This is a genomic window from Hyphococcus sp., assembly GCF_965228385.1.
Classification (GTDB): domain Bacteria; phylum Pseudomonadota; class Alphaproteobacteria; order Caulobacterales; family Parvularculaceae; genus Hyphococcus.
On the sequence record NZ_OZ245810.1, the window covers coordinates 3,381,628 to 3,395,435 of the forward strand.

Annotated in this window: 12 protein-coding genes; 5 read left to right on the forward strand and 7 right to left on the reverse strand. The window is 55.7% G+C overall.

Annotated features, from left to right (window positions below):
- The first annotated feature begins 142 nt into the window (after positions 1–142).
- Positions 143–721, forward strand: coding sequence for a hypothetical protein (locus tag ACQK2Q_RS15865; protein ID WP_425410719.1), 579 nt, complete (start codon positions 143–145; stop codon positions 719–721).
- 62 nt (positions 722–783) lie between these two features.
- Here the strand turns inward: ACQK2Q_RS15865 and ACQK2Q_RS15870 are convergent, their stop codons facing one another.
- Positions 784–2,064, reverse strand: coding sequence for an ammonium transporter (locus ACQK2Q_RS15870; RefSeq protein WP_425410720.1), 1,281 nt, complete (start codon positions 2,062–2,064; stop codon positions 784–786).
- Positions 2,065–2,481: 417 nt separating this feature from the next.
- Here ACQK2Q_RS15870 and ACQK2Q_RS15875 point away from each other — a divergent pair, with 417 nt between their 5' ends.
- A complete protein-coding gene (locus ACQK2Q_RS15875) occupies positions 2,482–2,769 on the forward strand; it encodes a hypothetical protein (protein ID WP_425410721.1) in 288 nt (95 codons plus the stop codon).
- Positions 2,770–2,796: 27 nt separating this feature from the next.
- Here ACQK2Q_RS15875 and ACQK2Q_RS15880 read toward each other — a convergent pair whose 3' ends face one another.
- Complete coding sequence (locus ACQK2Q_RS15880) at positions 2,797–3,627, reverse strand: succinate dehydrogenase iron-sulfur subunit (RefSeq protein ID WP_425410722.1); 831 nt, start codon at positions 3,625–3,627, stop codon at positions 2,797–2,799.
- Positions 3,628–3,642: 15 nt separating this feature from the next.
- Positions 3,643–5,040, reverse strand: a complete 1,398-nt coding sequence (creD, locus tag ACQK2Q_RS15885; RefSeq protein WP_425410723.1) for a cell envelope integrity protein CreD — start codon at positions 5,038–5,040, stop codon at positions 3,643–3,645.
- Positions 5,041–5,204: 164 nt separating this feature from the next.
- Between creD and ACQK2Q_RS15890 the strand changes: the two genes are divergently transcribed.
- Positions 5,205–6,524 (forward strand): ATP-grasp domain-containing protein, encoded by a 1,320-nt coding sequence (locus ACQK2Q_RS15890; protein ID WP_425410724.1) that lies wholly within the window; start codon positions 5,205–5,207, stop codon positions 6,522–6,524.
- A 10-nt stretch (positions 6,525–6,534) separates the two neighbouring features.
- A complete protein-coding gene (locus ACQK2Q_RS15895; RefSeq protein ID WP_425410725.1) occupies positions 6,535–7,287 on the forward strand; it encodes a gamma-glutamyl-gamma-aminobutyrate hydrolase family protein in 753 nt (250 codons plus the stop codon).
- 25 nt (positions 7,288–7,312) lie between these two features.
- On the opposite strand, the gene ACQK2Q_RS15900 is transcribed toward ACQK2Q_RS15895, so the two are convergent.
- On the reverse strand, positions 7,313–8,149 hold the full coding sequence (locus ACQK2Q_RS15900) for a crotonase/enoyl-CoA hydratase family protein (protein ID WP_425410726.1): 837 nt from the start codon (positions 8,147–8,149) through the stop codon (positions 7,313–7,315).
- 211 nt (positions 8,150–8,360) lie between these two features.
- Here ACQK2Q_RS15900 and ACQK2Q_RS15905 point away from each other — a divergent pair, with 211 nt between their 5' ends.
- The gene (locus ACQK2Q_RS15905) at positions 8,361–9,524 is read left to right on the forward strand and encodes a TonB family protein (RefSeq protein ID WP_425410727.1); all 1,164 of its coding nucleotides are present in this window, start codon (positions 8,361–8,363) and stop codon (positions 9,522–9,524) included.
- A gap of 314 nt (positions 9,525–9,838) precedes the next feature.
- Here ACQK2Q_RS15905 and ACQK2Q_RS15910 read toward each other — a convergent pair whose 3' ends face one another.
- From ACQK2Q_RS15910 to sdhA, 3 genes are all read right to left on the reverse strand, one after another.
- On the reverse strand, positions 9,839–10,549 hold the full coding sequence (locus ACQK2Q_RS15910) for a hypothetical protein (protein ID WP_425410728.1): 711 nt from the start codon (positions 10,547–10,549) through the stop codon (positions 9,839–9,841).
- Between the two features lie 105 nt (positions 10,550–10,654).
- Positions 10,655–11,923, reverse strand: a complete 1,269-nt coding sequence (locus ACQK2Q_RS15915; RefSeq protein WP_425410729.1) for an amidohydrolase family protein — start codon at positions 11,921–11,923, stop codon at positions 10,655–10,657.
- 95 nt (positions 11,924–12,018) lie between these two features.
- A complete protein-coding gene (gene sdhA, locus ACQK2Q_RS15920) occupies positions 12,019–13,806 on the reverse strand; it encodes a succinate dehydrogenase flavoprotein subunit (RefSeq protein WP_425410730.1) in 1,788 nt (595 codons plus the stop codon).
- Positions 13,807–13,808 lie beyond the last annotated feature (2 nt).

Genomic DNA, 13,808 nt, shown 5'->3' on the forward strand with positions numbered 1-13,808 from the left:
AAGGTTAAATCCTCAAAGGGTAATTCATACAACCGATTTATTGCGCCGCCGGATTGCTGAGCGGTTTCCCAATTCCGGTCTGGAAAAGGTTGCGCTTGAGCTAACGGAAGTAGCCAGGCGATGCGCCGCCGAGGCGGAACGATTGCGCGATCCGGTTCTGCCGATCCGGGTCGTGGTTTACACGATCTGGGCCCTTGGCGCCGCGGCGCTTGCCTGGATTGCGCTGACTTTGCACTTCGATGCTGTTGATTTTGACGCGGCGAGTCTTGTGCAGGTCCTGGAGCCGGCGATGAACATCGCCGTTCTTGTCGGGCTTGGCGTCATAACGCTTGGCAGGCTGGAAGAACGTTGGAAACGCGCAATAGCGCTTGATTATCTGCATGAGCTGCGTTCCATCGCGCATGTCGTGGATATGCATCAGCTGACCAAGGATCCGTATCGCCGCGCTCTTCCGGCTACGGCGTCTTCCCCGGGAGAAACTTTGCAAGGCCCGCTGCTTGAGCGTTACCTAGATTACTGTTCTGAGATGTTGTCGCTGACCGGCAAGCTCGCGGCGCTTTTCGCGCAAAGCTGCCGCGATCCGGAAGTTGTTGCCGGCGCCGGCGATATAGAGCAGCTCACAACGGCGCTCTCCAGAAAAATCTGGCAGAAAATCATGGCTTTTTCCCGGAGCGAGGATGTTCCGGCAACAAAACCGACGCTGGTGCGGGATCTGGCGTAGCATTTTTTACAAAGAAAAAACCCGGCGAGTGGGGCGCCGGGTTTTTCGTTTTGAAGCCCTGTTTATTCCGCCGGGCGCAATGGCGGGCTTCCAGAAAAGTCAGGCCAGGCGGGGGCGCCGACTTCGGTATCGTCAAGACCTTTGTCTTCTTCTTCAGCGCTGGCGCGAATCCCGATGATCATTTTCATCAAGAACCAAATGACCAAGCTTATTGGAAAGACGAAGGCGGCGTTAGCGCCGACGCCAACGGCTTGACCGATAAATGTTGCGTCGCCATTGGTCAGCGGCGCCGCCAACGTGCCCCAAATCCCGCAGAAAAGGTGTGCGGGAATAGCGCCGACGACGTCGTCAATACGCGAATATTCCAGCATAGGCGTAGTCACAAAGATTATTACGCCGCCTATGGAGCCGATCATCGCCGCCTGCCAGATGGCTGGGGTCAAGGGTTCGGCGGTAATCGCAACAAGGCCGCCGATGGCTCCGTTCAACGCCATGGAGAGATCGATTTTTCTTTTCAGGAATGTGCAAAGAACGACGACCGTTATAACGCCGCACGCCGCCGCCATATTGGTGTTGACGAAAATATTCGAAACCGCGATGGCGTCTGATAAAGATCCGAGCGCCAGTTGCGAGCCGCCGTTAAATCCGAACCAGCCAAGCCATAGAATAAATACGCCCAGCGTAGCGAGCGGCAGGCTCGACCCTCTTATGGTATTGATCTGTCCGTTCGGCCCGTATTTTCCGCGGCGCGGCCCAAGGGCGAGCGCGCCGGCGAGCGCCGCCCATCCACCAGTCGCGTGCACCAGCGTCGATCCAGCAAAATCGGAAAAGCCGTACCGCGAATCCAGCCAGCCGCCGCCCCATTCCCATGACGCCTGAATTGGATAGATGAATCCTGTCAGCAGCGCAGTAAACAGAAAAAACGGCCAGAGGCGAACACGCTCCGCGACAGTGCCGGATACGATCGATGCGGCTGTCGCCACGAAGACCATCTGGAAAAACCAGTCTGATGAAGCGGAGTAGCCGGTGTCCAGCGGTTGCGTGTCATCAGCCGCCCACATTGTAAGCGTGCCCATCCAGCCGCCTTCGTCAACGCCGTAAATAATATTGTAGCCCACCAGCCAGACCATGACAGTGGCGATGGCGAAGAGCGTTATATTCTTTAGACAGATCGTTGCGGCGTTCTTCGAACGCACAAGGCCCGCTTCCAGCATGCAGAATCCGGCGGCCATGAACATCACCACCATGCCCATGATTAAAAACAGCAGCGTGTTGAAAATAAACGTCGCGTCCGGCGCAGGCGTTGTCGCGGCCGCCTCCACTACAGCAGAGTCCTGTCCCATCGCGCTTGTTGCGCCAAACGCGACTCCGGCCGCAAGTAATGAGCAAAAACGCCCGAGTTTTCTTTGATACATGTATTGACCCCTCGTTCTTTTTGCGCGCCCGCTATAAGTTTGTGTAAGGATTAATACGCGCAGCTTCTGATCCGTATCGAGATGATGCGGAAGTTTATCTTGCGTTGCAACAAAGATTGAGGTTATCGTCATCCCAAGAAAGCAATTACGGTCAAAATAGCGCAACATTAGTGTAAACCATCCATAGAAGTAGCATTATATGCCAATGGCGCACACATTTTGCGCTGCATCGCAGCATTGCATACCGCAATTGCGTTATGCGTGTGCAAGAGGCGACCGGCATGCAGGTGGGACGCAAGCGCACAAATCGATAGCGAGCCGGCGCTGTAAGAAGAGAGGGGTGAAATGGAAAACCAAACCGCCGCTGATGCGTTAATCAGGGATATCGAAGCGAATTTACTGCCTTTTCAGATTGGTGCATCTTTTCTGACAATTTTTTTGGCGTTAGTCGGGCTGACGCTGGCGCTGCGCGCATACACGGTTTTAAGTGAAGCGCGGACGCTCTACTGGGAGACAATTAAGAGCGCCGCTGCGCCGTCAAAAACGCCGCAGCATGCTAAACGCGCCGCCGCGATTAGAGCCGCGCAATCAAGCAAAAGGGTGAAGCCGAAGAAAAACAGAATTGTACTTTGAGGCGCGGCGGCCAGAAAAGTTCAGTGTTTACTCTGCGGCCTGTTTTTCAGATGGGCGTGTAGCCGGCCGGTTCACCATCATTTTTTTGATTTCTGCGATGGCTTTCGCCGGATTGAGGTGTTTGGGGCAAACCTGCGCGCAATTCATAATAGTGTGGCAGCGATAGAGTTTATATTCGTCCTCAAGTTTATCGAGGCGCTCATTGTCTAGCTGATCGCGGCTGTCCGCCAGCCAGCGATATGCCTGCAACAGCGCCGCCGGCCCCAGATACTCATTTTCATGATTGTCTTTTTCACCGTTCCACCAATAGGAAGGGCAAGCCGTAGAGCAGCACGCGCACAGAATACATTCATAAAGACCGTCCAGCTTTGCACGATCTTCCTGTGACTGGCGCCATTCAGTTTCTGGTTCGTCGGCCTTGGCCTGTAGAAATGGCTCGATATAGGCGTGCTGGCGATAGAAATTCGAAAGGTCGCTGACAAGATCGCGAACGACTGGCTGATGCGGCAGCGGATACACCGTGATATCGCCGTCGCCGATATCATCCATGGCCTTGGTGCAGGCGAGCGTGTTAGAACCGTTGATGTTCATAGCACAGGAGCCGCAAACGCCTTCCCGGCAGGAGCGCCGGAAAGCCAGCGTCGAATCCATATCATTTTTGATTTTGATAAGTCCGTCGAGGACCATCGAAACATTTGAGACATCGACTTCATAAGTATCGACGCGCGGATTATCCGGCGTCGTCGGGTCAAATCGATAGACATGGAAGGCGCGGATATTATCCGCGCCTTTGTCAGCTTTGTATGTTTTGCCGTCTTTGTTGACCTTGGAGTTTTTCGGCAGCGTGAGTTCGACCATAACCTCGTCAGACCTTCAATTTTCGCCGCGCCGGAGCGTTGTATCCTGCGGCTCCTGGCTTGCGCCATACCAGTTCAGATGCCGGGTGGCGTACATGGTGAGCGCAACTGCGCCGAACGCGGTGACCGACCCGATGAGGAGAGCGTAATCCTCGGATTTCATCAAAAGATATATCAGCCCATACGCGCCTGAAAAGGCGGCGAGGGCTATCAGACCTTGTATTTTGCTGTGAAAGACCGTCGCAGCATAGGCGCTGGAAAGCAGTATCGTCGCCGCGCCCGAGAGGAAGAAAGCCGCGTCGAACCCGAAATGTTCCGACATGGACAGAGCGAGAAGGTAAAAAATCACCTGCGCCAGACCCAGAAGCAAATATTGCGCCGCATGCGCCCGTGCGCCGGTCATCACCTCGAAGATAAAAAAGGTCAAAAACACAACCCCGAGAAACATGAGCGCATATTTAAGAGCGCGATTGACGCTTTGATAGAGACTTGCCGCATCAATGAAATCAACGCCGAAGGACTTGCCGCCGTCGAGCATAGAAAGCCCGTTTTCAACGGCAAAACCGCCAGGCAGGTTTCGCGCAAGATAGGGTACGCGCCAGACCGCCGTAAAACCCGCATCGGTGATTTCGCGTTCATCGGGCAGATAGGCGCCTGTAAAGCTGGGGTCGGCCCAGTCCGCGCGCATCGCCACACGGGTTTCCTCGCCGACCGGCGCAAAATGGAGCCCCCCGCCGCCGGACAAAGACAAGGACAGGCGAAACGTAAAGCCTTCCGGCGCAATTCCAGACGGCAACGCGGCGCTGATCCCCGGAATTGAAAATGACGTATCGTTCATCTCCCGTCTGTTGGCTGACAATTTGACGCCCGGCTCGAAGCCGATATCCGCGGGTTGTCCATTGATCTCCAACTGAGGCGTGTCGCGAATACCCTTGAGAGCGCTGTCGCTGCTGAATTTTACGGCGATAATCGCACGGTCCCAGTGGATGGCCTGTATTCGGTGCGGCCACGCCGGCGGCGTCAGAGCGTCAAATGCGCCTGTTAAGACAATATCGGAGTCATAAATAGTTGCTTTGTATAAAGACCGACGCCTTTGCGTCGCGCGCACGCTCGCATCTGTTTCAAGCGTTTTCGGCGTGAAGGCGAAAAACACCGTTTCGGTGATGGGTTCGCCATTATCTTTTCGCCTTCTCGTCTCCACGTTTGCTGGCGCGATGATAACAGGTCCGGCAATCGTCTGGCGCCCGCCGGTGACGGCGAAAATTTCTTGGCGGACGTCTTCCGCTCTAGTTGATCGCTCAAACACCATGCCTTTGACCAGCATGGCCGGGATCCATAAGAGAAAAGCAAGTGCGCCGACGAGGATGAGTTTCAAACCGAATGAGCGCGTTGGAATCATGGAACGGGCCGTCATAATCTCTCTTTTATGGTTGCTGCGACGCTGTTTCTGGCGAATGCGTGTGGCGCCCGCTTGGCGTAAAGCGTGTTGAAACAGGCTCTTTGAGGGTCGTTTTGTGACCGCGGAACGCTCAGCCCTGTCTGGGTGTTTTCATAGTGGCTACGGGATCAGGGCGGATTATGGACCGAAATACTGGAAATGCTGCAATTGGCCGGGTGATTGTCACCTACGGACGGTCGCTGATGTCGTTATCCATTGCGCGTTCATTACATGAGCGCGGCGTTGAGATCATCGGATGCGACGATGTCGGTATGACGGCGCTTTCATTTTCAAAAAGCGTATCGGAATACTTCATTCACCCTGTTCGCGATGACGAGCCGGAGGAATTCATTCGCGTTATGATTGAAAAAGCGAAAGAATTTCGTCCTGACGATGACCGGCCGTACATACTAATGCCCGCATTCGAAGGCATGCGGTTTTTCGCAGAACATCGCGCGCGATTCGAGGGCGTGATTGATATTGCAGCGCCGGATTTCGACGCCATTAATCGCGTGGATCCGAAAGACCATCTTGTGGATACGGCGGCGGAATTTGGTCTGCACACGCCGCAAACGAAGCCGGCGCACTCCTTAGACGAATTGAAATCGATCGCTGAAAACGTGAATTATCCAGTTATGTTGAAAGCGAACGATCAGGTCGGCGGTCGCGGCGTTGAAAAAGCGAAAGACGCCGAAACACTGATCAAGCTTTATGAAGCGCGGTCAGAAAAAGAAGCATTGGTGCAGGAGTTTATTGAAGGCGAAGATTACTGTCATACCGTTCTGTTTGAACGCGGCGAACTGAAAGGATCTATGGCGTACAAAAATCTTCGCCAGTGGCCGCGCCCTTCAGGCGCCGGCGTCTTGCGTGAGACCGTTGCCGATGCGCCATTTGTCGAAGCGACAAGTAAATTGCTGGCGCCGCTGAAATGGAACGGAATAGCCGAAATCGATTACCGCTGGTCGGGGAGCGAGAACGATCCGGCCTATCTGATTGAGGTCAATCCGCGTTTCTGGGCGGGTCTATATCATTCCATGGCGGCAGGCGTAGATTTTCCATGGTTGCTGTACGAACTAAGCGCCACGGGATCGGTGGTTTCGTCATATGAGGCAAAAATTGGCGAAAGCACGCGAATACCCGGCGCGGCCATGCTTTCAGCAATTTCGGAGATTGCAGAATCAGAGCTGGATTTTGGAAAAGTGAAAGATGCGTGGAAGCACGCCGGCCGCAGTCTGAAAGAAGGGCGCATCGGCGAAGCCTTTCGCATATTCAGCCGAAATATCGGCAAAGTTGTCGATCGCGATGACGCCGCGTTTCATTTGATGGAAGCCTTTGATCAGGCCAAGCACGCGAAGGGCGAGATCAGCTTGAAGGAAGACGCGGCGTCCAATCTCGGATTTTTGTATGTCGTCAGCTCGCTCTTGCGTCATGGCGAATTGCCGCCGGAGATGAAGCATTAACGGAATGGAAATGAGCGAGAAGCCGGTTATTGGAATCACCAAGCCAACGCGCGGAGATTTTTTCGCCTACGCCGCGATCTGGTTGGCCGTAAAGCGCGCTGGCGGGCGCCCCATGAAACTGACAGCGAAACATCCAAAAACCGATCAATGGATCAGCGGCCTGGTCCTTGGCGGCGGCGCCGATATCTATCCGGAGCTCTATGAGGGCCAGCCCAGGCAAGCCGCCAGCTACGACCGCGACAGAGATGAAATGGAAAAATTCTGGGCGCGGCGCGCGCATGACGAACGCCTTCCCGTACTTGGCATATGCCGCGGCGCGCAGCTTCTGAACGTCGTAAATGGCGGTACGCTATACGAGAATATCAACGATGTTTTCGAAACGGAATATCCAAGCTCATTGCCCGGGCACATGTTCTACAGAAAAGCGATCGATATTATGGAAGGCTCTTTGCTGGCGCGGATCACCGGCGACACCAGCCGGGTGGTGAATTCGATACACAAGCAGGCGGTCAACCGTCCAGGCGATGGATTGAAAGTCACTGCTAAAGAAAAGAACGGACTCATTCAGGCCATCGAAGATCCTGAATGTGCGTACTATCTTGGCGTGCAGTTTCATCCGGAGTTCTTGATCTACAGAAAAGGCGATCAGAAAATCTTCGACGCGCTTGTCAATGCGGCGACGGAAAGAGATGCGCAACGACGCGAGGCGATTGGCGATGCGCGACCTCCATCGCCTCCCGACAGCGCCAGATCCTTGCAATGAAACGACCCCACAACAATCGTCGTCTTTAAAGTGATTTTTTCACCGGCTGCAGATTATGAAATTCAGGGTTCCGCTTTTCCGATTTCGCCACATAGCTTTCCTTGATGTCGTCTGTGCGCAGCATCGAAGCGTTCCACAGGCCGATATAGTCAAGCGTATCGGCGGTTGAATGATCGCGTGCATAATTAATCATGCGTTTGCAGCCCGCGACGGCCAGCGGCGCGTGTGCGGCGATCGTCGCGGCAATTTCCATAACCCCGTCCACAAGCGCTTCATGCGTTTCATAAATTTCATTGACAAGGCCGATTTCGCGCGCCTTCTCGGCCGGAAGCCGTTCTGCTGTATAGGCCATCTGGCGGGCCCAGCCTTCTGGAATGAGTTTGGCGAGCCGGGGAAACGTGCCCACATCCGCCGTCATGCCGATGGCTGTCTCCTGAACACAGAAAAAAGCGTCGGCGCTGGCGTAGCGGCAGTCGCACGCCGTGACGAGATCGACGCCGGCGCCAACGGCGCCGCCCTGCACCGCCGCCAGAACGGGCTGACGCGCATTTTCCAGCGCCGAAAAGGTATCCTGCAGGGCTTTGACATGATGGCGAAAGGCTTCGGCGGCGACTTCCCTGTTATCAGGCGGCGCATCGAGTGCCCCCGACATGAAAACGGAGATATCCATGCCTGCGGTGAAGTGTTTTCCTTCAGCGGACAGAACAATTACACGCGCTTTCGCGTTATCGGAAATATCATTCACGGCTTCGGGCAGTTCGCGCCAGAATTCCGGTATAAAGGAATTAAAATTATCGGGACGGGAAAATCGCAGATGCGCGATGCCGTCTGTAATCTCGGTTTTAAAGCAGGAATAATCCATGAGGCGGCCTCTTCGAATTCAGATTCTGCACTTTCGGTTTTCCGTGATATGTTAACTTTTGCCAATAGCAGAGCGCAGTCCGCTGCGGGGGCAGGGACGCTGGCGCCGTATATGCTACGCTATTGGCGGCTTTCCGGCGGAAAGCCGTGCTGCGGGTGCGGAGCCCTGATTCGAGGTTTCGCGAGTATGTGTATGAGTTGGGTTTTGGGCGATGGCGCAGGAAAAAGCTGCTGATATCATCAATTTCACCGGATCGCGCGGTGGAACGGCCAATTTGGCCTGGGAAGACGCTGAAACCGCCGGGGCCTTTCTGGCGGCCGCGCGCATGGCCGCAGGTCTGATGATCGAGGAGGTCAGCGAGGCGACGAAAGTCAAGGCATCTCATCTCCAGGCGATAGAGGAGATGCGGATAGACCGATTGCCGCCGCTTCCTTATGCGACCGGCTTTGTCAAAGCTTACGCCCGGCGCCTGGATCTGGACGCAGATGCGCTTGCGGCGCGGTTTCGAGAAGAGGCGTTACACCTGAGGGCGCCCGCCACATTAGAAACGAAGCCCGCAGAGCGCGATCTGCCTGCCGCTGGAGAAGGCGCAAAGCTTGTTTCCGTCTTCGCCATCGTCGCGATTTTGATTTTCGGGTTCTGGGTCATGACGCAGGTTATCAGCGGTAATGACAGCGCCGACCCGCTCGCCCCGCGCATACGCATCAGTGATGCGCCGGCAGTGCAGCCAACGCCGAGAATTGATTTCACAGCGGAAGATACTCAAGCGCTGCAGACAGCCCCGAGTGAGACGAATGAGCCATCGCTTGCCGAAACGCTGGCGCGGGAAGAAACAGTCGATGGCGTGGCTGACGGCGAATCTGTCGATAGCATTGCGGCGGAGACGGTTTCCACGCCGCAGGCGCAAACCGATGCCCCGCCGCCCGCCGCAGAGGCGCCCGAGACGGTGCTTCCCGCCGCGACGACAGCCACGACGCTTGAACAGCCCGGGACAATCGTACCGGAGGAAGCCCAAACCGCCGCATCTATAGCGCCGGAACCGGCGCCGCAGGAAACACCGCGCGCTTTGCCGCGCCGTCCGCGTGCGCCCAGCCCGGCGCCGGTTGTCGTCGATGCGCAACTTATCCGCTCTTCTGCGCCTTCCTATCCGGAACGGTGCGCGCGCGGTGCAGCGCCGGTCGAGAGCGTCAGCCTCATATTCGATATCGCCGCCAATGGCCGCATCGCCAATGCCCGCGTCAGGGCGTCTACGGACAGCTGTTTTGAGGATGAGGCGTTGCGCACAATCATGAAATGGCGATTTGACCCAAAAACGATCAATGGCGCGCCTGCGGTGGATGCCGGCAAGAGTGCGACGTTGAACTTTCGGCGTTAGGCGCCGAACACATCCTTAAACAGCCGCAGCCAGTTCCGGCCAAGAAGGCGTTCCATAGCCGGTTCTTTCCAGCCGCGCCGCTAGGGTTCGCGCCATACCTCCAGCGTCGCCCAGCTTGCGATGCCGCGCAGAGGGTAATCTGTCGATAGTGCGACTTGCTCGGGGCCAGCGAATTTCACGGCCTGTTCGATATAGTCTGCATATGTTTCAGATGCGGTGATAATTTTGCGCCGTTACGTGCAGGCGGTATCCATGATGAACGGGTAGTGTTGCGCAAATGCAAGAACCCCCACTGTTATAGCGCCGGTTTCAAGTTATTGCGCAGATGGAGGGGCGAAGGAGACAGGCGCGGGCGTTCCTAACAGTTCAATGCTTAAGATCTCAAATTTCCATCCGCCGAGATTGCCGCCGCTGTGCGGCCAGTTGATTGGCCCGAATGCAGCCAGTTCATCAAAATAAAAATACTGCTCTCTTGACTGCGTACCGCCGTGGCGCTGGGGCGCGCCGTCTTCATCGATCATCATCCAGCCGAGAAATTCAGTATCTAGATAGAATTCCAGCATTCCGTCTTCAGCTTTGACCAGTTCAAGCGCGTCCGGCCGCTTCGCCAGTAAATAAAATTTCCGATATAAGGACTTTTCCCATCCATTCAGTGCGCTTTCCAGCCGTTCTTCGCTGTATCTATCGAGGTCGTCTCCGGATTTCTCCCAGCCGCCGGAAATGGTGTAGGCCCGCCGGATTTCCATATCAAAACTGTCGCGTTTTAAATATTGCGCTGGTTCTTCGACATCGAACCAGTATTCCTGTATGTAGGGCAATCTGGCTTGCGGGTGATGATTGATCGCTGTGTTGTGTACTGTGCGGACGACAGACCAGACATCCCTTCCGCCCATCGCGTCGAGCAATGAAGCGCCCATTTTTTCAGCGTCCAGGTTTTGCGTAGCATAGCCAGGAGTTGGCCCTAATACTAATGCGGCAACGCCCAGCACGAAGCTGACAATGTTGTGGGCGCATAATTTCATCATCCGAGCCTTTTGGTTTTTTGAAAACCTATCGGAAAATCGGCGCCGCCGCCATATTTGAATTGATTGTCGCGATATGGCGTGATTGCCGCGCGCAACAAGGCGCCCTTACTGTTTGTCGATAGCCTCGGTCGAGAGCAATTGGCCCTCCTTCATGCGCATTGTAATATTGCGCGTGGCGCTGAAACTGGCGATCGGGTTATCCCCAAGAACGAGGAAACTCGCTTCATACCCAGCTTCAAGCCGGCCTATTTTTCGGTCGGGAAAAACAGTTTTCGCGCAATTTTCTGTCCACATGCGCAAGAGTGTTTCATTACCGAGCGCTCCGATATCCGCCAGATGTTGCGCTTCGCCGTGCGATGTATCCCGGACATTGTCGCTGCCGAGAACAAGGTTGGCGTTCGCCGCTTCCAGGCGTACGAGATTTTCCTTTTGCGCCGCCAATATAGCCGCGTACTGGTCTGGTGAGCGTGTTTCGTATCGTTTCGCGAGAGACATTGTGGTGATGAGCGCCGTATTGGATTTGGCGGCTAGTGCGATTGTAGCGTCCGATAATCGGACGGTGGAATCATAGGAAGGAAGATGAGCGATAATGTCGGCGTCTGCGCGAAGCGCGCGCACCATGTCCGCTTCGCTTTCCACATGGACTGCGACGCGCAAGCCTTCATCATGCGCAAGCGTGATCAACTCAGGAAGCAGCGCCGGGTTTAGTCCTGTTTTGCCGTAATAGGCCGGATCGTCTTTGCGCGTTTCATATTCTTCCGAAAAATACAGCATGACCTTGATGAAATCCGGACGGTCCGCAAGAATTAGCGCCCACTTTTCATGCAGTTCGCTTGAACTGTCCGCCTCGAAGTACCCTTTGTCCGGCAACGTCTCTTTCGTGAATTCCGGATAGAGGCCGTACCGGTCCATCAATGATTCGCGCAAACCCCGCGGATGTCCGCCGGGGCCGGTAAGGCCGTTATTGGCGAACGCAACATCAACTGAATCCGGGTTGTTGAGCTTCTCCGAAATCGTCTCGCGGTACAGCGCGAACGAACCCGGCATCATGGCGTAAAAAACACCGGATTGAAGATACGCCTTAATAACATCGTCAACACCTTCTGACGCGCCGCCCAGATTATGGTTATGCGCTTCGCAATAAGGGGGAATGACATATTGCCCCCGAAGGTCGGTCGCATTGTCCGTTGCCGGAAGATCGAATGCGAGGCGCCCATCGACGATGCTGGCGACGCGCGGTTCGAACCCGGATCCAGTAAACCAGAGACCATTTATTAATTGTTCGCTCGGTTGAGCCGGAGGCGTATTGCTTGCGCATCCCGGCAAACCGAAGATCGCGCTCAGGAGCGTTATTGAAATCTTTCGCCGAACCATAAGTTGCTCCCCGGTATCGCCCTGTGTAATGCAGAGCTGTCTGAGAGCCACAAATGTAGCAGGGAACAAGCCGCCGCTCAACCACGCAAATGCGTTCAGTAAACCCGCTTTTTCGGTTCGATGTATTTAATGTCTTCGGTCAGCGTGTAGTTGTGAACCGGACGATAATCGATTGTAGCCTTGCCGTTGGCGAACCAGGCGGCGGTGTGCTTCATCCAGTTTTCATCGTCGCGCTCGGGGAAATCCTCGCGGGCATGGGCGCCGCGGCTTTCCTTGCGGTTGGCGGCGCTTTCCATGGTGACCACCGCCTGGCCGATCATATTGTCTAACTCCAGCGTCTCCACGAGATCGGTATTCCAGATGAGGCTGCGGTCGGTAACCCCAATATCCGGCATGGCGTCGTGCACTTCCTTGATTTTTTCACGGCCCTCTTCCAGCACTTCTCCGGTGCGAAAAACGGCGCAGTTGTTTTGCATGACGCCTTGCATGCGCGCGCGCAAATCCGCTGTAGGCGAATCGCCCTTGGCGTAGCGGAATTTATCGAGCCGCGCGAGCGCTTCTTCCGTGGCCTGCTTTGGCAGGTCCGGCGCAGCGCCGTTCGCTTTTACGATTTCGCCGCAGCGAAGGCCCGCCGCGCGTCCGAAAACCACGAGGTCGATCAGCGAATTGGAGCCCAGCCGGTTGGCGCCGTGCACCGAAACGCACGCCGCTTCGCCGATCGCCATCAGGCCGGGCACAATGGCGTCAGTATCATCGCCACGCTTGGTGACGACCTCGCCGTGATAATTCGTCGGTATGCCGCCCATATTGTAATGCACAGTAGGCAGAACAGGGATCGGCTCCTTCGCGACATCAACGCCGGCGAAAATCTTCGCGCTTTCTGAAATGCCCGGCAGGCGGCTCGCCAGCACTTTTGGATCGAGATGATTCAAATTGAGATGGATATGATCCTTGTTCGGACCGACGCCGCGTCCTTCGCGAATCTCGATGGTCATGGAACGCGACACCACATCGCGCGATGCAAGGTCCTTGGCGCTGGGCGCATAGCGTTCCATGAAACGTTCGCCTTCGGCGTTTGTCAGGTAACCGCCTTCTCCGCGCGAGCCTTCGGTAATCAGCACTCCGGCGCCGTAAATGCCCGTCGGATGAAACTGCACAAACTCCATATCCTGCAACGGGAGCCCTGCGCGCAGCACCATGGCGTTGCCGTCGCCGGTGCAGGTATGCGCCGAGGTGCAGGAGAAATAGACGCGGCCATATCCGCCTGTCGCTAGGATCACCATCTTCGCGGAAAAGCGGTGGATGATCCCGGTATCCAGCTCCCATGAAATCAAGCCCTGGCATTCGCCTTCGTCGGACATGATGAGATCGAGTGCGAAATGCTCGATGAAAAATTTTGCATTCTGTTTTACGGACTGGCCGTACAGCGTGTGCAGGATGGCGTGGCCGGTGCGGTCTGCGGCGGCGCAGGTGCGCTGAACCTGTCCTTCGCCATAATTTTTCGTCATGCCGCCGAAAGCGCGCTGATAGATCTTACCCTCTTCGGTGCGTGAAAAAGGAACGCCCCAGTGCTCGAGTTCGTAAACTGCGGCGGGCGCATGTTTGCACAGATATTCGATGGCGTCCTGATCGCCGAGCCAATCGGAGCCTTTGACGGTGTCGTACATATGCCAGCGCCAGTCGTCTTCCGACATATTGCCGAGCGCGGCGGAAATACCGCCTTGCGCCGCCACTGTGTGGGAGCGTGTCGGAAAGACTTTTGTAACGCATGCGGTTTTCAGGCCGGCTTGCGCCGCGCCCAAGGTAGCGCGCAGTCCGGCGCCGCCGGCGCCGACGACAACCACGTCATATTCGTGATCGACGATTTCGTAGCTTTCAGTCATTC

What these genes read in the sequence shown, in the direction of transcription:
- ACQK2Q_RS15890 (WP_425410724.1), top strand. Translation starts at nt 5,205, where the DNA reads ATGGACCGAAATACTGGAAATGCTGCAATTGGCCGGGTGATTGTCACC.
- ACQK2Q_RS15910 (WP_425410728.1), bottom strand. Translation starts at nt 10,549, where the DNA reads ATGATGAAATTATGCGCCCACAACATTGTCAGCTTCGTGCTGGGCGTT.
- ACQK2Q_RS15915 (WP_425410729.1), bottom strand. Translation starts at nt 11,923, where the DNA reads ATGGTTCGGCGAAAGATTTCAATAACGCTCCTGAGCGCGATCTTCGGT.
- sdhA (WP_425410730.1), bottom strand. Translation starts at nt 13,806, where the DNA reads ATGACTGAAAGCTACGAAATCGTCGATCACGAATATGACGTGGTTGTC.
- ACQK2Q_RS15870 (WP_425410720.1), bottom strand. Translation starts at nt 2,064, where the DNA reads ATGGGACAGGACTCTGCTGTAGTGGAGGCGGCCGCGACAACGCCTGCG.
- ACQK2Q_RS15880 (WP_425410722.1), bottom strand. Translation starts at nt 3,627, where the DNA reads ATGGTCGAACTCACGCTGCCGAAAAACTCCAAGGTCAACAAAGACGGC.
- ACQK2Q_RS15895 (WP_425410725.1), top strand. Translation starts at nt 6,535, where the DNA reads ATGAGCGAGAAGCCGGTTATTGGAATCACCAAGCCAACGCGCGGAGAT.
- ACQK2Q_RS15905 (WP_425410727.1), top strand. Translation starts at nt 8,361, where the DNA reads ATGGCGCAGGAAAAAGCTGCTGATATCATCAATTTCACCGGATCGCGC.
- creD (WP_425410723.1), bottom strand. Translation starts at nt 5,040, where the DNA reads ATGACGGCCCGTTCCATGATTCCAACGCGCTCATTCGGTTTGAAACTC.
- ACQK2Q_RS15900 (WP_425410726.1), bottom strand. Translation starts at nt 8,149, where the DNA reads ATGGATTATTCCTGCTTTAAAACCGAGATTACAGACGGCATCGCGCAT.
- ACQK2Q_RS15875 (WP_425410721.1), top strand. Translation starts at nt 2,482, where the DNA reads ATGGAAAACCAAACCGCCGCTGATGCGTTAATCAGGGATATCGAAGCG.